Consider the following 18,820-nt stretch of genomic DNA (forward strand, 5'->3'; position numbering starts at 1 on the left):
ACTCTTCCAAAGCGTATCAAAGTAGATAATGGAAGTGAATTTATTAGTAAAGTTTTGGATAAATGGGCCTATGAAAACCAGATAGAACTAGACTTCTCAAGACCAGGAAAACCTACAGATAATCCCTTTATAGAGAGTTTCAATGGTTCTTTTAGGGATGAATGTTTAAACGTAAATTGGTTTCTGTCAATGGAAGATGCGCAAGAAAAACTAGATATGTGGAGAGAAGAATATAACAACTTTAGACCTCACAGTTCCTTGGGAGATATCCCTCCCAATGAATACATCGAAATGAATTAAAATAGCTCGGATCCTCTACTTTTAACTGGTTCTTAATTTGGGAGGAGATCAAAATTTTGAGGTGTCCTAAAAAAGGAATAGGCTACAATGGGATAGTTTACAGTTTAATATAGGTAGAATTATTTAAAAAAACCTATTAACACAGAAGATTAAAACTTCACGTTAATAGGTTTACTATTTGTTAACTCAAAAAAACTATACCCTTTTAACTATGCAGCTCTTTTGTTATACTTTTAAAAGTATTCATTATTAATCCAACATCAACCGCATAAGAAATATATTGAACCCCTATTTCACGCCACATTTTAGCTTTTTCTACAGACTCAGTGAAGGTTCCTACTGCTTTATCATATTTTTTTGCGGTTTCAACGGCCAATTTCATGGCATCAACAACTTTTGGGTTATCAACCTCTCCTGGTACGCCACAAGATTGTGATAAATCATATGGTCCTAAAAATATCACATCGATACCGTCAACCTTAACAATCTCTTCAAGGTTGTTAATACCTTCCATGCCTTCTATATGAATAATAGTGATTACAGAATCATTAGCTTTTCCAAAATGATCAGCTGGTCCTATATTAGTATATTCAGCGGCTCTAACATACCGACACATCCCTCTTTCTCCTTTTGGATAAAACTTGGTAGATTTTACTAACTTGTCGGCATCAGCTTTTGTACATATTTGTGGAACTTGAATACATTTAGCACCAATGTCTAAAGTTCTTAAAATTAAAGTCTCAGAATTTTCAGTTACTCTAACCACTGGCGTAATACCTCTTGCCTCTGCTGCTCTAATCATATTTTGAACAGACTCAATACTATATGGGCCATGTTCCATGTCAATAATTACAAAATCAAAACCACTATACGCCGCAATTTCAACAATGGCAGGATCCTGCATTTTACAAAAAGGACCATATACTGTTTTTCCTTCTTTTAAACTTTGTTGTAATAAATTCTTTGTCATAATTTACAATGCTGTAGACACGCGTTTTTTAACTAAATAATCTTCAAGAGCCAAGTGTGAACAGTCATGCCCAATACCACTATTTTTAAATCCGCCGTGTGGTAAATAAATAGAATATTTCACACCATTAATCTGAATTTCACCAAACTCTAATTCTTCTGTAAAACGCTCAATACGCTTATGATTATTTGTAAAAATGTAAGATGCTAAACCAAATTCGGTGTCGTTTGCTAATTCTAATACTTCATCATCAGTTTCAAAAGGCATAACACCTGCAACAGGACCAAATGTTTCTTCTCTAAAAAGCTTCATGTCTGTAGTTACCCCAGATACAATGGTTGGTTCCATCCAATTACCGCCTTCTGGTAAGTCTGTTGGAATTTTACCACCATATTCTAGTTTACCACCTTTACCAACAGCATCCTCTATCAACTCAAACATTCTATCTCTGGCTCCTCTAGACGCCAAAGGCCCCATAAAAACATCTTCATTCTCTTTAATTCCGAAACCAACTTTAATATTTGAAGCTCTTTTAACGTACTCTGTTATGAATTTGTCATAAATATTTTTGTGAACAAAAATTCTATTTGCAGCTACACATATTTGCCCTGAATTTCCAAACTTTAATCCAATAGCCAAATTTAAAGCAATATCTAAATCTGCATCTTCAAATACAATAAATGGTGCATTTCCGCCAAGTTCCATGCCTAATTTCTTGATAGATGTGGTACTATCTGCAATAACACGCTGACCTGTTTGTGTAGAACCAATCATAGTTAATACAGCTGGAATCTTACTAGTAGTCATCGGCGTGGCCACCTCGCTACTTGGACCTGCTAATATATTTACAACACCTGCAGGGAAATTAATACTATGCATAATTTCACCAACCATATACGTTGATAATGGTGATATTCCTGAAGGCTTAATTATTAAAGAACAACCTGAAGCCAAAGCTGGTCCTATTTTATACCCTACATTTAGCAATGGGAAATTCCAAGCTAAATATGCTACCGCTACACCTGCTGGTTTTGAAATCATTTTATGCGTATGTGTATTCTCTACATCAGGAATAATCTCTTCCCTTAAATTTTGCATGGCACTTGGATACCATTCTAAAGCTTCGGTTAATCTGTCAATATCTTCTTCTGATCCTGCATAGGTTTTTCCCATTTCATGAACCATAGCAGTTCTTAACTCATACTCCTTCTCCTTGATGGCATCTCTAAGCTTCAACATCCATTGGGTTCTTTCTCCCAAAGAAAGTTTTGACCAATACTTGAATCCTTTTTGAGAAGACTCTAATGCTTTTAAGGCATCTTCTTGTCCTGCACGTGCTACCTGAGCAATGACTTCACCGGTTGCAGGACAAATCACATCATCCTTTTCGCCACTTACAGAGTCTACTAATTCACCATCAATGTATAATTTTTTATAACCGAAATTTTGTGTTTTCATTTTTATTTTACTTTTCAAATTCAGAAGCGTTACTGATAAATTTTAACTTCTTAAACTATTTTTTCTTCTCGTTTTGTTTTGTCGCAAAAGGCATACTTTTCTAACACGTCTTGGTCTATATCAATTCCAAGTCCAGGACGATCAGGTACGGCAATCATACCATCTTCCATTTTAATGGATGGGAATGATAATTTGTCTCGTAAACCATTTTCTGTTTGATCATATTCCATAAAGAAATCAGGTTGATACATTCTACCTGGAACAGACTCTATGTTTGATATAAAGTGAAGTGCCACATGTAACCCTATGGCGGTACCCCAAGTATGTGGAATTAAATCGATTCCATGAGTACTTGCCAATGTTGCGATGCGCTTTGCTTCTGTAAGCCCTCCACTGGCACAAATATCGGGTTGAATAATGTCTACCGATTTGTTTTCAATTAACTGTTTAAAACCAAACCTTAAATACTCACATTCACCTCCTGAGATTGGAATGGTCGTTTTTTGTCTCAATTCTCTGTATTGGTCATAAAATTCTGGAGATAAAGGCTCTTCAAACCAACCAATGTCATACTTTTCAATTTTTCTGGACAATTCAACAGCTTCTCGCAATGTATATGCATGATTAGAATCTACCATCAATTGAATATCTGGCCCAATAATTTCACGCATTTTTCTTACGTTTTCAACATCTTCTTTAATACCCAATCCTACCTTCATTTTCATAGCCTTAAAGCCTTGTGATATGTATAATTTTGCTTCCTTTTCAAAATCTTTTGAAGGGTTATTATAATCTGTAAAATATAACCCAGTAGCATACGGTTTTATCTTATCTCTATGGGCACCTCCTAAAAGTGTTGAAATAGGAAGTCCTAAAATTTTTCCTTTCAAATCCCAAACAGCAATATCAATAGCACTCATGGAGGCTACAAGGATACCTCTTCTCGCAAAATCGAGTGTTTTGCGGTACATTTTATTCCAAATCACCTCATTTTCTAAAGGGTTTTCTCCAACAACAAAAGGCTCTAACAACTTAATACCTGCCTCAAGCACTGTTGCCGGACCATAACCTTCTCCCCATCCATATTCGCCATTTGATGCCGTTACCTTAACCACACAGATGCATCGCTCTGAGTATTCCCATTGTGAAAAGAAGAAACTTTTAGACAACTTATCTTTTAATATGAAGGTCTCTATTTTTTCTATTTTCATAAGTATATTTATTAATAGTTGGTATTAATTAACAATCTAACCACAGGTTAACTTTCAAGGAATAAAATTAGCTATAATGTGCCTTTAATGAAACTCCATTTTTATCTCAAACAAATCAAAAATTACCTTTAAAACTCAGGTTGTTTTTTGCTAAAACACTAATTAACTCTTTTGTTGTAAACTGTTTATAGGTTTAAAAAAAATCATTAGTTAAATAAAATTTTATTTTACACCATTTATATGTATTAACAAAAGCTCTTTTTTTAAAGATTAATTTTCCATGTTCTTTTTCTTTCCTTGAAAAGTTTAAAGCTAATCAATAATTTTTAGTTTTTCACTTTTGTGATTCATTCTACTACGTTTTTAACCAAGACTTATATAACAAAAAAAAGGACTAAAATTTAATTTAGCCCATTTAAAACAACTTATCAATAATTAATTGTAAACTTCCTCTTCACTAATAGTAACATCATGTAAAACGGTTTCTTCTGGATCTTCTTTATATGTAGAAATGACCTCCATGGTACCAATACCATCTTCTTTTGAAGCGTTTGCTGTATACTGTACAGTATAGGTTTCCATTATAACATTACCGTTTTCATCAACAACTTCTTGGCCATCTTCATCAAAAACTGGTCGTTCTCTTTCTACTGTCCATTCAAAGTTATAATCTGTTTCTGATGATGTATCGGTATAATCAGTAGGTGTTTCTCCAATTAAACTCTGCGAATTTAAATGAGTTACCACCAATTGTTTTTCCTTGTACACATTAATGCGCTCTGGACCACCTTTATTAATATCAGTAATGGCATAAATTGGCTTTAGTTTGATATCTGAAGCTGCAAATCTTTCATCTTCCTCACAGGACATCGACACAACCACTAACAGGATTAGCCCTAGTATTTTATTTATAGTTTTCATAAGATTTTAATAATATTTTAGTTATGGTCTAACTTCTATTTCAATGAATTGCAAATTATCTATGTATAAAAGTTGTGGCCCCGTTACACCAACATTTTCAAGTGCATGAGGTCTAAATGTAAACCTTAAATTATCAGCTGCTGTAATATCTGCATTTAATACCACCTGATTTTCAACTGTTACCCATTTCCCCCTTTCTACATTTTCAATATCCCAAATTTGTCTACTAAATTCAGGCTTATTAAACTCCGTTCTGAATGTTTTTAAGGTTGTACCTGGTTCGATAAAAATATCATACGTCATTTTATAAGTACCAGCAGGGATGTCTTGTATTCTTGCAAGACCAAAACTCCATAAGTTCACATTAGGAATAGGATTTGAAGCCAAAGTACTGTATTTCATACTCGCATTACCATCAGACACTGGTACATTAGGTCCTTCTACACGTTCGTAAACATAAAGACCATTAGGACCATCAATAATATTACCATTACCAGTAAAATAATTTAGTGCAAACGCTCTGTTTGCCGCACCACTAGGCTCCTCAAAACTGGCGTGTGCTTTTTCTGGAATAACGTTTCCACCAAAGAACATAGCAACATTTTCAGGGCCAAAAGCCTGAAGCGTTCTATTATCTGCCGATTGTAATCCACCATTACCATCATAAGAAACTGTAATAATATCACTATTGTATATAGGTTGCGCTAAGCTAAGCTCGATAAAAATAGCATTGTCTTCTCTTACTTTGGCTAAGGCTACAGGAATATCTTGATTAAACGCACCATTTTGAACATTAACCGTGAAATGGCTCTCTGCTCCCGAAAAATCATTTACCTCACCATTTACTCTAAAAGAAATAATCTCATTTTCATCCTCTTTCAAAACACCATCAAATTGAAATGGTTGTGATGATTGAATTACTTTTACTTTTAAAGGAATCAATTTTTCAGTGTTTGATGTAGGCAAAGGAGCCGCTCTCAAAGATCTAAATGTACCTGCATTAAAAGTTCCTAATTTGTAAAAATTAATATTGGCTGGTTGTGCAGCTCCTACCCGGCTTGGAACGCCATCTGGAATAAACCAAGTGCCTCCATTAGGGCGTCCTACCACAGAATTATCAACAAACGTCAATGAAGTAGCCGCTTCTATTTCAACAACTGGCCAATTAGCCTCATCTTCTAAACTTGGCATGTCATCTTCTGTTACATTTAAAATCTCAACATCATCCTTTAATACTGAAAATGCTGGGTTTAAAAGCGCATATACATCAAATAAGAAATCTACTTGATAGGTATACACTCCATTTTCTTCTGTAATACTTTCAATAACATGATCTTTATAGGTATCACTCATATTAGAGGTAACAGGGGTGTCAAAGGTATTTATGAGCGTTACCTTGTTATCTCCCGCATTTCTAAATAACACATAGGCCTTACCATTGGTTGATGTTGTTCCTAAATTAGGATCAATAAACAATGGTAATGAATCATTTGTTTTAAATCCTTCCTTTAAAAATTTATTACCTTCCTCAATAATCCATTTTGAACTGTTCGCACCTTGTGCAAGATTAAAAAATGAAATTTGAGTTTCTGCGTTGATGGAAAATTGAGTATCTGCACCAACGTTTGGATTCAATCCTACCAACCAAGAAATATCTTCAAAGTTATCTTGCGGTGGATTATACTCTGCATACTCTTCTTCACAGCCCAAAACAGCTAAAAGACAAAAGAAAAGCGTTAAAAATTTTATATTTTTCATTGTGCTTATTTTTTAATTAATATTTGGGTTGGACGTTGTTTCTGCAAATGGTATTGGATATGTTCCATTTTTATCTTCATTATAATTCTGATTTGACAAATCATACTCATAATCAACTACAATATGGGCTTCTGAAGGTGGTGTATCGCTTCCTATTAAACTTGAATAGTTATTTCTATTAATGGTTTGCCCTGTATCCCAATTGTAATAGGAAAAATGAACTCCGTAATAAACTTCATTTGCAAGTTCTTCCAATCTATCTTTGAAGCTATAATTATCGGATTTTTTCCATCTTTGAAAATCTAAAAACCTAATATTATGACCTTCCGTTGAGAGTTCTAGAGGTTTTTCAACGCGCATTAAATGTTCCATAAGGGATTCAGCGGTGTATACTACATCATCATAAGTACGTCCTGGCTCAGATCCTGTTCCTAACAGTATAAGCCCCCATCGTTTTCTAATATCATTTATTAACTCTAAAGCGCCGTCAACATCACCCGTTTTAATTTTACACTCGGCTTGCATTAAATATACTTCTGAAAGTCTATTAAGTGTAATGTTTTTTGACGAATACGCTTGACCACCTGGTAATTCATTTTCATTTCTAACAATATCATGATTTTGATATTTCTTCCACCATGCAAACCCCCAATTCTCTCCACCAAAACGATTGTATTGACTTGTGGTCCCTTCTAGGTAATAAGTAGTTTGATTATCATCAACCACAGCTATCATCGCCGAACATCTCAAAGGTACCGCACGAAGTGACAAATCACCGTTTTCATCTATATAATAATTTCTAGGGTCTAGCGGATCCATAGGCTCTGTTTTATAAGCATGTACAGCCCAAGCCGGCCCCACGGCAGATCTTGTTTGCGCTGTTCTTACATTAACCCAGTTGGTTCCTGAATCTCCATCCCATGGTTGTAAATCTAAACGCGCTTGTTCAGGTGCAAAATTGATTTCAAAGATAGACTCGCTGTTAAACTCCCCAGCAGTAGTAAACATCTTAGTTAAATCTTTCTCTAATTCATATCCATGGTTATTGATAACGTCATCAAAATACACCATAGCCTTATTATAATCTAACTCATTTAAATAGGTTGTTCCCAAAATAGTAGCGGCGGCACCAGAGGTTACCCTACTTTCATCTCCATCAGGATATGCTCCTTTCATATATAAGTTACCATACGCATATTCCAAATCTTTTCTTATGAAGGCCAAAACTTCTTCCTTTGGAGATACTGCTTTTGCAAAATCCTCATTTTTAACTGGGTTTTTGTCTCTAATAATAATCTCTCCGTTATTATAGGAGGTATAAACATAGTAATGAAAAAGTCCTCTAAAGAAACGAGCTTGTGCCATTTGAGAAATCCATTCAGGTTGTAGATCCTCTGACACCTGTAAATTATTTAAAGCTTCAATAACTTGATTCGCTCTAAAAACACCTAAATAACAGGTTTGCCATTTATTCAACACCTGGTCTGAACTACCCGTATATAAGTGTAAATAGGCCTCTTCGGTATTTTGAGGAAACGGGCGTCCATATCCTGGATATCCCATATCAGACCTCAACATTTCTTCAAATTTATTAAGTAAACTATTTTTATGTAATACTTGATACACCGTATTTAGTGTTCCTCCCGTTTCAGCCAAATTTGTCCAATAAATCCCAGTTGATATCAAGTTAGGATTATCTTCCGACAAAAAATCATTGTCTTGACAAGCGGCCATAAAACTAAGCACAATTGCAAGAACCGTATATTTTAAAATTAATTGTTTCATAACACAATACATCATTTTTAATTAAAAATCAAAGTTTAATCCTAACATCCATTGAGAGGAAATCGGACCTGTATTTTTATCAAGCCCTCTTGCAGCAATACCCCCACCTACTTCTGGATTATATCCGGAATACTTGGTAAAAGTTAATGGGTTCTGTGCTCTTACATAAAAACGTAACCTGTTGAATCCCCATCTTTCTACGGTCTTTTTAGGAATACTGTACCCTAAAGAAACCTGTCTTAATCTTAAGTACGACCCATCTTCCAACCACAAATCACTATATCCCAAGTAGTTATCATGTCTTCTTACATCATTTTGATAAGATGGTATTGTAGAGGTGGGATTCGTTTTCTGCCATTGATACAGTAAATCTTTATGCCTTCCAAACCCGTAGGCCCAAGCGTTAAAACCATTCATAATTTCAGCACCTATTGAAGCATACCAGTTCATTGAAAAATCAAAACTTTTCCAGTTAGCATTAAAAGTATAACCTATTTCATAGTCTGGTAAACCACTTCCACTGTAAACTCTATCTTCAATATCTAAAGAGCCATCGCCATTTTGATCAATGAATCGTGTATCACCCATTTTAGCACTTCCTACAATTTGTTGATACTCTGCTAATTTTTCCTCAGTATCAATTATACCATCCGTTCTCCATAAGAAAAATGAAGCAGCCTCATGACCAACGGCTAAGGCTGTAACTCTAGATTGTTGTGGTGCTCTACCTACCAAACCAAAATCATTAGTTAACAAAAATTCTGTATTGTTATTTATTTTTGTGATTTTATTTTCATTGGTAGAAAATGTACCATTCATTCTAAAATTGACCTTACCTATTTTACCTCTGTAGCCAGCGGTTAGTTCAAGACCACTATTAGTCATATTACCAACATTTAAAACAACTTGCGCATTATTTCCGCCTCCAGTTGATGGTGGAATAAACACAGGAAAAAGCATGTCTTCTTTATCGGCATGGTAATATTCTGCTGAGAACGTTATTTTATTCTTTAAGAACCCTAAATCAATACCTATATTACTTTGAGTGGTTGATTCCCAACTTACTACACTATTCACATAGTTTGTTTGAGCCGCTCCTAAACTCAGTCCACCACCAGAAGTATGGTAATTTAAATCTTGAGTAATCCCTGCTTGAAAGGCATATGACTGAAATCTATCAACCCCTACAGTACCTTGACTTAACCTTAATCTAAAATTATTCACGGTTTTCTTATTCCACCACTCTTCTTCTGAGATATTCCATGCCAATGCCACTGATGGGAAGGTTCCCCAATGATTAAAGCTTGGGAATTTTGAGGATCCATCACGACGCACACTTGAACTCAATAAATAGCGTCCCTTGTAACCGTATTGCACTCTTCCAAGAATCCCTATGCGCGTGTCTGTATAGTCAAAACCTGAACTAACACTTTGCGTTCCTGTTGCTCCATTAAGCACTTCTATATTTGGATTAGTGGCTCCATTTCTTCTTGCCGAAAAAGCCTCACTCGTATTACTCTCAGCAGTTCCAAAAACAGTAAACGTGAATTTGTGATCATCATTTATCTCCTTCTCATAAGTTGCTCCAATTTCAGTAAGAACATTAGTAGTGAATCTGGTTCGCATATCCACATAACTATCTTCTGGCTGACTTTGTAAACGTGGTGGGTTTTGATTATTATATATTTCTTGATAAGGTCTAACAATCTTCCCAATATTATTAACCGAAGTTAAACCAAAGTTTCCTGAAAGGCTCAATCCATCAATAATCTCATAGTTCAAATTCAAGGTAGCATTTGCTCTGGTTGTTTTAAGTACATTTGTGGTACGTAGGCTCTCAATAACCCAACCTAAACGGTTAACATCATCACCTCCTTGATTTAAATCATCAAAATTATCAATATTTATACCATTTTGAGTCGGACGATATACGATGGATTGAGACAAGAGAAAGCCTTGAGGAATATCTCTTTTATCTGTATTTAAACCAACACTCGCCTGAATTCTTAACTTGTTTTTATGATAAACGGTATTTGCTCTTGTATTGAAACGTTTATATCCAGAATTAATTTGCAAACCTTCTTGATTGAAATAACCTAAATTAACACTATAGGTAATATCTTCTGTTCCTCCAGAAACATTTAGATCATAGTTTTGAACAGGGACATTCTGATTGAAAATCAGGTCATTTATATTAGTTTCATTTTGAAATTGAAGTGGCTGTTGTTTTATTTGCAAACTTGCTTGATCATCAAACCCGTTATTTACATTTCTGTTTTGAACAATATCAGCATACGTTTGTTCTAAAGAGTTCATTAAAGGAACAGCTGCATTTCTGTGCTGAATGGCATAACTTGCGTTCAATCTTACCTGTAGCGATCCTGGTTTACCTTGTTTGGTGGTAATTAATATAACCCCTGTAGCGCCTCTAACCCCATAAACAGCAGTAGAAGCAGCATCTTTTAAAATATTAATAGTTTCAATTTCTGTTGGTGGAATTTGCGGATCTCCATTTTGAACCACACCGTCAACTACATATAACGGTGTATTATCTCCTGAAAGTGATGTAATTCCCCTAATTAATATCTGAGCTTCACCACCAGGTTCTGAAGATGCTACAACGTTAACCCCTGAAGCTTGCCCTTGAAGAGCTGAAGCCAAATCGGCCGTTACTACCGAAGTAATATCTTCTGCCTTTACTTGAGTAACCGCACCAGTAACTTCCTGTTTCTTTACCGATCCATACCCAATAACTACTACTTCATCAAGTTCATCTATATCTTCATCAAGAACAACATTTACAGTATTTCCTGTAATCTTTATAGATTGCGACTGCATACCAACATAGCTGAACACCAATGTGTTTCCTATGCTCGTACTAATAGAGTAATTACCATCAAAGTCAGTAACCGCTCCAGTGCTAGTTCCTTCTACCAAAACCGTAACACCAGGAATTGGCATGCCATCAGTTGCTCCAGTAACGGTACCACTAACAGTGACCGACTGCGCAAATACATTTAGGTTACATAGTAATGCTAGCATCAAAGTAAGCCCGCTTTTAACTATGCTTTTTTTAAATAATGTTTGATTAATTTTCATTTAGTTAATTTGTTTTACTTAAACTATTTAGTTCTTCCTTTTACATTGAATATCAAGAATTAGAAAAAGCTTCTAGCTTGTATTCAAAAAATTGGCTTTAACGTAGTTAAGCTTAGTTTTCATTTTATATTGTTGTAGTTAATTTTATCATATCTTATGACATGACTATACAAAGAGACAACAAAACAGAAGATTTCTTTTTATGGCATTTATCCTGTTCTTACCCTATTTTATCCTATATCTTAACCAAATGTTAAATTTTGTGGTTTGACATAAATATGGCATGGCAAAATAGAGCAGTAACATTAAAATTTTATGGATAGAATTATGACACAAAAGATTATTTGTCTACTTATTTTTTTCAAAAAAAAGTAGACTATTTAGTGTTGGGTTTAAAACAAACAAGGCGCCTTAACCAATTAAGACACCTTACAACTTTAAACTAAATAATTATGAATATAAACTATATCTCTGCCAAGTTTCCTTTCCAGCCTTTATTAAACTGGTTAATTAACTCTTTAACTACATCTGGATAATCTTCAGCAATATTTTTTGTTTCTTTTGGATCATTTTCATGGTCAAAAAGCTCAACAAACACAGGTTCTTTTTCAGGGTTTATATAATCTTTCCAAATAACGGCTCTGTACTTGTCTGTTCTCATACCATATCCCATTAATCTCTTTTCAAACAAATCTCTATTCCATTTATCACCTTGTTGTTTTTTAATTTTAGCCTCAACTTCTTCAATAAGTGGGCCAAAATAGGTTTCTCGCATTCCTTGAGATAGCGGATTTGCTGCCCATTCTCTTAAAGCTGGGTTTGGAAACTGACTAAACACCGCTTTTTTCCATTTTTTTTCAGGGTTATCAAGTAAGGGCATAAAACTTTGTCCTTCTAAATGTGATGGCAGCTCAAGACCTGCAAGCTCACAAAGGGTTGGGTACATATCTACCAATTCAACTAAGGCTTCTGAGGTTTTTCCTCGACTTCCTTTTGGCATATCGGGTGTCCAAATCATTAAGGGAACGCGTGTAGCTATTTCATAATTTGTAGCTTTTCCCCAAATACCCATATCACCAAGATGCCAACCATGATCACTCCAAACCATAATAATAGTATTATCTCTCACTCCAGCTTCGTCAAGCGCATTAATCATTTTACCTATTTGAGCATCTACATAAGACACACAAGCTAAATAAGCATGTTTTAGAGTTCTAGCCATGTCATCATCAATAGGTCCTTTTTTCGGAATTCCGTATCTGGCACGTAATTCAAAGGATGGATGCAAGCCCATAGCAGCTCCATTCTCTGGTCCAGACGTTTGATCTGCCAACGTGATGTTTTCTGGATTATACAAATCCCAATATTTTTTAGGCGCTAACCAATCTAAATGTGGCTTTTTCATTCCCATTCCTAAAAAGAAAGGCTTATCAGGATTTTTCTCTAGCATATCCTTAAGTGTCGCAATAGCCAACGCAGCATTGTACCCATCTTCATAAAACGTATCTGGAACATCTGCCTTTTCATAAGCAGGTCCCTTTCCTAAACCATTACGTGGCGCATTCGGCCCATATTTAGCAATCATATCAGCCTGATTTTTTCTAAACATCTCTTGATTTTCCTTTAAAGCAAAACCACCTGGTGTTTTAGACATCTCTACAGTCATTTTATCCTCTGCTGGTGTTCTACTCCAAGAAACATCTAAATCTGCAAAAGCAGGTTTATGGAAAATTTTACCTGTATGCACGGCTTCATATCCATTTTGGATAAAATGTTGAGACAAGGTTACTATATCTGGGTTAGCTTCTCTAAAATAAGTAAAGTTTTCAATGACATTTATGGTTTCTGGTCTTGCTCCTGTCATTAAACTAGCTCTTGACGGACTGCAAATGGCTTCTTGACAATAGGCTCTATTAAACTTTAGGCCATCACTTGCCAAAGCATCTAGGTTGGGCGTTATGGCAATTTCGGAACCATAAGCACCAATTTCTGGACGTAAATCATCAATGGCTATAAATAATATGTTTGGTTTTTTGGAAACTACCTCTGTTTGCTCTTGTTTTGATTTACAACCGCTCAAAACAATGAGTAATACTACTATGATTTTAAAAAATTTCATAAAATATGTGTTTTCTAATTTTATTCTATAATAACCTTACCGCAAATTATAAAAATAAGGACAATACAAATTACTTTATTATACCTTAAACCTCCACTAATTTACCTTGTTTTACTAACCTTGTAAGTAAACCTTAAAAAACTAACTTTTATACTTAAAACGTAAAAACCATAACGATAAAACTAACGCAACCAATATACCCACTAAACACGACCATTTATAAGGAAGCCTAAAACCTTCAGGAGCAACCAAAATATAGGTAATCACAACTGCTGTCATAAATGCTGAAGGCATTAAAATAAACCAAACTGTTTTTCCTTCTTGCTTTACATAAACTGCTATAGCCCAAAGTACAACAGTAGCAAGCATTTGATTAGACCACCCAAAGTAACGCCAAATAATAGCAAAATCTATTTGAGTTAAGCCAAATGCTATTATAAAGATTGGAATGGTAACTAAGAAACGCTTCCATATTATAGATTGGTTAAAACCAAAAGAATCTGCAATGGTTAATCGCGCACTTCTAAAGGCAGTATCTCCCGATGTAATAGGTGCGGCCACGACACCAAAAATTGCCAATATACCACCTATTTTCCCCAGAGTAGTATTACATATTATATTGACTACCCAAGCTGCATTGTGACCTTCTTCGGCCATAGTTTTTCCTAGTGCTTCAACACCTCCAAAAAATGACATAGCAATAGCCGCCCAAACTAAGGCTACAATGCCTTCTGTAATCATAGCACCAAAAAAAACCTTTTTTCCTTGCAACTCATTAGAAACACATCGTGCCATTAAAGGCGATTGTGTAGAATGAAATCCTGAAATAGCACCACAGGCTATTGTGATAAAAAGTAGTGGAAAAACAGGATAGGTTTCTGGATCTGCGTGTAGATTTCTTAAATTTTGAATTGTCAATTCTGGTATGGTATATTCCTGAAAAAGCAGCGCAAAAAACAACCCTAAAGCCATGATCAAAAGAGAGAAACCAAACAGCGGATATATTTTTCCTATAAGTTTATCAATTGGAATAAGAGTGGCTAATAAATAGTACACAAAAATAACTAGAACTAAAATTGTACCACTCACACCTGTTAGCTCCTGCAGTATAGTAGCTGGTCCTTTCACAAAAACAACCCCAACTAAAATTAATAACACTACAGAGAAGATACGCATGAAGTATTTTATTCCTTTTCCAAGGTACTGCCCTACAATTTCGGGTATACTTTCACCGCCATGTCTTATAGACAACATTCCTGAAAAATAATCATGGACGGCACCAGCAAAAATAGATCCGAAGACAATCCATAAAAAAGCTACGGGTCCCCATAGGGCTCCTGCAATGGCTCCAAAAATAGGTCCAAGACCAGCAATATTTAAAAACTGAATCAAAAAAATTTTTCCTAACGGTAATGGTACAAAATCAACACCATCCTCCTTTGATATAGCTGGTGTAACTCTGTTTGGGTCCGCATTAAATTTGCGCTCTATATAGTTGCCATATATAAAATAGCCTAATACTAAAACCAGTATACTTGTAATAAAACTAATCATAATTTATCTTGCTTAAGTTTTCTTTTTAACAGAAAAAAAGTTGCTACCGATAACCCAAAAAGCAGGCATGAAAAAATGAGCAATACTTTCATTTCTGTGGTATTAATGAATGCTAAAATAAGCATCATAAATCCTATGATTGCCAACGTATACATAACCATCTTGGTAGGCAAACTAGAAGACTCTACAACCTCTAAGGCTTGAAATTTATCTTTAGATTTTTGAACACTTATGCTTTTTGGATTGGTCTCTTTTATTGTAAATTCTAAAATAATGAGAATAATTAACGGAACTAAAATTCCAACCGTTAAATCTGCTATTCTCATGTTACTAACTACCCATTTAGAAATTGGTTGTAATATTTCAAAACTTGATAGAAAACCATCCTGAGTCAATCCAAACTTAACCACTGCGGCCGCTAAAAAACCTATCATTGTGGTTCCCCACACAGCTTTTATTCCTATTTTCTTTGAAAATAATCCCCAAATAGTAGGTAACACTAATGGACCTGTGAGTAATGTGGTTAAATCAATTATAAATCGCGCATACCCATATCTAGGGATAAGCAAAGCTCCTGCAATAACAATACCCCCTAATAAAATGGTGAAAATTCGGCCAACAAAAACCAGTTGTTTTTCACTGGCGTTTTTATTAAACATTCTTTGATACACCTCTGTGGTAAAGGCGCCCGCAAATACATTGAGTTGAGATGTAGCCGCACTGGCTGTAGCCGAGGCCATTGCAGCTATCATTAATCCCATCATACCAGCAGGAAGTACTAAGTTGCAAGCCAAAATATAGGCCTGCTCTACATCTTGCCCAGGTTGAATAGTTCTATACACCAATGCAGGAAGCATCCAAAAAATAGGACTGATTAAATACATAGCACCAAAAATGTAAGCTGCCTTTTTAGCATCCTTAGGACTTGGTACACATGTATAACGCTGTACAAATGCCCACTCGCCTCCTATTTTAAAGAAGTGAATTATAACCCACCCTGCTAAAAACCACCATGTAAAATCGGATGCTACAGGAGATAAAAAGCCTTCGGGAGCCTTATCAAGAAAAGCACTCCACCCACCTGCTTTAGATAAAATTAAAGGAACTACAAAAATGACCGAAATAACAAGAATTACAAACTGTAGCACGTCTGTCACTAAAACGGCCCAAAGTCCACCAGAAAAGGTGATTACAATAACAATTAAACATAAAACCACCGATGTAAATGGCACAGAAAGTAATCCCGTTTCAGGATCAACCAATAAATGGCCTTCAGGCAATGGCATCAAAGCGCAAACAATTTTTGAAAGTGCATATATAGCCCCTCCAACCGCAAATATACCAAAGGTACCTTGAAACCATGTGTAAAATTGCACAATAGAACCACCAAAGCGCAATTGTAAAAACTCGGAAGCTGAATTTACACCAAGCTTACGCCAATAACCTGCTAAAAAGTACCCTACCAGAAGTGCGGCAATACCATAACACATATTTATGGCTACAGCAACAAAACCATATTGATACGCTATACCTCCCCAAACAACAAATGTACCTGCTGAAAAAATTGTCATAAAGCCAGATAATCCAGATACCCACCAAGGGGATTGCCCGCCTGCTGCGAACATATCTTTAGAGTTTTTCATTTTACTAGCAAGAATCATTCCTGCCGTTACTACTCCTAGCATATATAGAATAATGACTACATAGTCGGCCGTTTGCATTTTAGTTTAAGTTTAGTTAGTTAGTTAGTTAGTTAGTTAGTTAGTTAGTTAGTTAGTTTGCCTATTAATTATAACAACGCACTTCAAAAAGCTTTACGTTTTTAGCTCCATAGGTCTCATGACATGTAATTCTAAAGGCGGTTATTTCCACTTGTTCAAAATTGAATTTTATCAATCTTTTTTGATTGTTATCTTGAGTACCATAATCCACCCATTCCCCATCTATTTTTAACTCTAGACTTACAGACTTTAAAAGTTCGGGAGGAATTATTGTAGTATAAGCTTGATTTTCTCTGGTGTTTTTTAGCATCATGATGTTCTTTTTAACATTTGTATCGCACTTAATCTCAACAGATTTTAAGGCAATAGGGTTATGCCACTCAAAAACCACTTCAGCGTTTAAACCATTTGATTGCCAGTGATGTGTTTCTCCTAATTCATCTCGAGGTACGCCATCAACTAGCAAGTTTACATCTCCAGACGATATAGATGATGCATAAATTTTATCAGCCGTTTTGGCCAAATCTAAAGCATCATTAGCGGGTCTTTCGGGGATGTAGGCATCATCTCTTAATAGCTGTTCTTGTAACTCCACAATATGCTGATTGGCAATAGTTCTTGGATTTACATTCTTTTTGATACAAAGCGCAGCAGCAGTACCAACCGCTTGCCCCATAACCGCGCAAGTTCCCATAACACGGGATGAGGATAAAGCTACATGGGTTTGACTTACATTTCTACCAGCAAAAAGCAGGTTAGTAATATTTTTAGAGTACAAGGATTTAAATGGAATTTGATAAACTTTTTCAAAATGCTCATGCCAAAAACTTGGGGGCTCAGCCAAATTTTCTATACCTCCAGGATTATGTTCATCTAAAGGCCAACCACCAAAGGCTACCGCATCTTCATGTATTTTATGATTTATTTGATCTGGTTCAGAAAGTATATAATCGCCCATGAAGCGACGAGATTCTCGTCTTCCTGGTAAAGACCCAACCCAATCTAAAACAAAAGTATCAGCTTCAGGAAACTTTCCTGAGTTTTTAACATAATCCCAAACGCCATAAGCAAAGCCCATTAATCGATGCATATCAACTTCTGCATCAGCAATTATATCGTCATTACTACCTACTTCTACCCACCAAAATCCTTCAACAAATGGAATTATTTTTCGGTCTGGATGTGTTTTATCAGCATCAAACTTAATAGAAAATGGCGGGGCTTTATAGGGCATAGGTTTTCCCATATCTTTTGAAGATAAAAGAATTGTAGCTCCCATTTGCCATCCGTCTGGTTCATCAGGCGCATATTTTTCGTTAAACTCTTCTTTTCCTTCTCTTCCTGTTCTATAAATTGCTCCAGCAGTTGCAGCCATTAGGCCATCACCAGAACAATCAATAACCTGTTCTCCTTGAATAGTTAACAACGTTTCTGTAGATAATTGCCAGCATAAAACGGATTCTATGGTAGAATCAACCGTTATGGCACGAACACATTGTGTATTTAAAATCAAGGTGATATTGGGCTCCCGTGTAACAAAATCATACAATACATGATCCCAAACAGTAAATGAATGTTGTTCGTTATAAAAACGGTTCAGTAATAAAATTTCTTCTAAAATACCTGTTTCTCGTTCAGGCAAGCCGCTCTTAAGCTTGGTAACACCATGTACTATAACACGTATTTCACTAGAGGCGTTGCCGCCTAATACAGGACGGTCTTGAACTAAAACCACACGAGATCCATTTCTAGCCGCCGCAACAGCTGCACAAATTCCTGCCATTCCTCCTCCTATTACAACAACCTGCGTGATTATTGCTTTATCTCTTTTGGGCGTGCGCTTTTCGTCACTTCCCATTTGTATCCAATTGTCAGAAGAACGATCGGTAAGATCAACTATGTGTTTCATATAAATTAAGTTGTG

12 protein-coding genes are annotated in these 18,820 nt (G+C 35.6%); 1 reads left to right on the forward strand and 11 read right to left on the reverse strand.

The window, feature by feature from the left end; all coding sequences use genetic code 11:
* On the forward strand, positions 1 to 300 hold a 300-nt coding region (locus FGF67_RS14020), incomplete at its 5' end, for an integrase core domain-containing protein (protein ID WP_139698394.1).
* Between the two features lie 205 nt (positions 301 to 505).
* On the opposite strand, the gene FGF67_RS14025 is transcribed toward FGF67_RS14020, so the two are convergent.
* From FGF67_RS14025 to FGF67_RS14075, 11 genes are all read right to left on the reverse strand, one after another.
* Positions 506 to 1,270, reverse strand: coding sequence for an HpcH/HpaI aldolase family protein (locus FGF67_RS14025; protein ID WP_139698395.1), 765 nt, complete (start codon positions 1,268 to 1,270; stop codon positions 506 to 508).
* Positions 1,271 to 1,273: 3 nt separating this feature from the next.
* Positions 1,274 to 2,728, reverse strand: a complete 1,455-nt coding sequence (locus tag FGF67_RS14030) for an NAD-dependent succinate-semialdehyde dehydrogenase (RefSeq protein WP_139698396.1) — start codon at positions 2,726 to 2,728, stop codon at positions 1,274 to 1,276.
* A 50-nt stretch (positions 2,729 to 2,778) separates the two neighbouring features.
* A complete protein-coding gene (locus tag FGF67_RS14035; RefSeq protein ID WP_139698397.1) occupies positions 2,779 to 3,939 on the reverse strand; it encodes a mandelate racemase/muconate lactonizing enzyme family protein in 1,161 nt (386 codons plus the stop codon).
* Positions 3,940 to 4,374: 435 nt separating this feature from the next.
* Entirely contained in the window at positions 4,375 to 4,860 is a 486-nt protein-coding gene (locus FGF67_RS14040) for a hypothetical protein (RefSeq protein ID WP_139698398.1), read from the reverse strand.
* Positions 4,861 to 4,881: 21 nt separating this feature from the next.
* Positions 4,882 to 6,618, reverse strand: a complete 1,737-nt coding sequence (locus tag FGF67_RS14045) for a hypothetical protein (protein ID WP_139698399.1) — start codon at positions 6,616 to 6,618, stop codon at positions 4,882 to 4,884.
* A gap of 12 nt (positions 6,619 to 6,630) precedes the next feature.
* Positions 6,631 to 8,403, reverse strand: a complete 1,773-nt coding sequence (locus FGF67_RS14050) for a RagB/SusD family nutrient uptake outer membrane protein (RefSeq protein WP_158293223.1) — start codon at positions 8,401 to 8,403, stop codon at positions 6,631 to 6,633.
* A 21-nt stretch (positions 8,404 to 8,424) separates the two neighbouring features.
* Positions 8,425 to 11,445: a SusC/RagA family TonB-linked outer membrane protein gene (locus FGF67_RS14055; RefSeq protein WP_233244091.1), complete on the reverse strand. Its 3,021-nt coding sequence runs from the start codon at positions 11,443 to 11,445 to the stop codon at positions 8,425 to 8,427.
* 520 nt (positions 11,446 to 11,965) lie between these two features.
* Positions 11,966 to 13,621: a sulfatase gene (locus FGF67_RS14060; protein WP_139698402.1), complete on the reverse strand. Its 1,656-nt coding sequence runs from the start codon at positions 13,619 to 13,621 to the stop codon at positions 11,966 to 11,968.
* Positions 13,622 to 13,762: 141 nt separating this feature from the next.
* The gene (locus tag FGF67_RS14065) at positions 13,763 to 15,175 is read right to left on the reverse strand and encodes a carbon starvation CstA family protein (protein ID WP_139698403.1); all 1,413 of its coding nucleotides are present in this window, start codon (positions 15,173 to 15,175) and stop codon (positions 13,763 to 13,765) included.
* A complete protein-coding gene (locus FGF67_RS14070; protein ID WP_139698404.1) occupies positions 15,172 to 16,896 on the reverse strand; it encodes a sodium:solute symporter family transporter in 1,725 nt (574 codons plus the stop codon). The genes FGF67_RS14065 and FGF67_RS14070 overlap by 4 nt, the downstream gene beginning before the upstream one ends.
* A gap of 64 nt (positions 16,897 to 16,960) precedes the next feature.
* The gene (locus tag FGF67_RS14075) at positions 16,961 to 18,805 is read right to left on the reverse strand and encodes an FAD-dependent oxidoreductase (protein ID WP_139698405.1); all 1,845 of its coding nucleotides are present in this window, start codon (positions 18,803 to 18,805) and stop codon (positions 16,961 to 16,963) included.
* Positions 18,806 to 18,820: the final 15 nt, after the last annotated feature.

The organism is Allotamlana fucoidanivorans (assembly GCF_006265225.1).
GTDB classification, from domain to species: domain Bacteria; phylum Bacteroidota; class Bacteroidia; order Flavobacteriales; family Flavobacteriaceae; genus Allotamlana; species Allotamlana fucoidanivorans.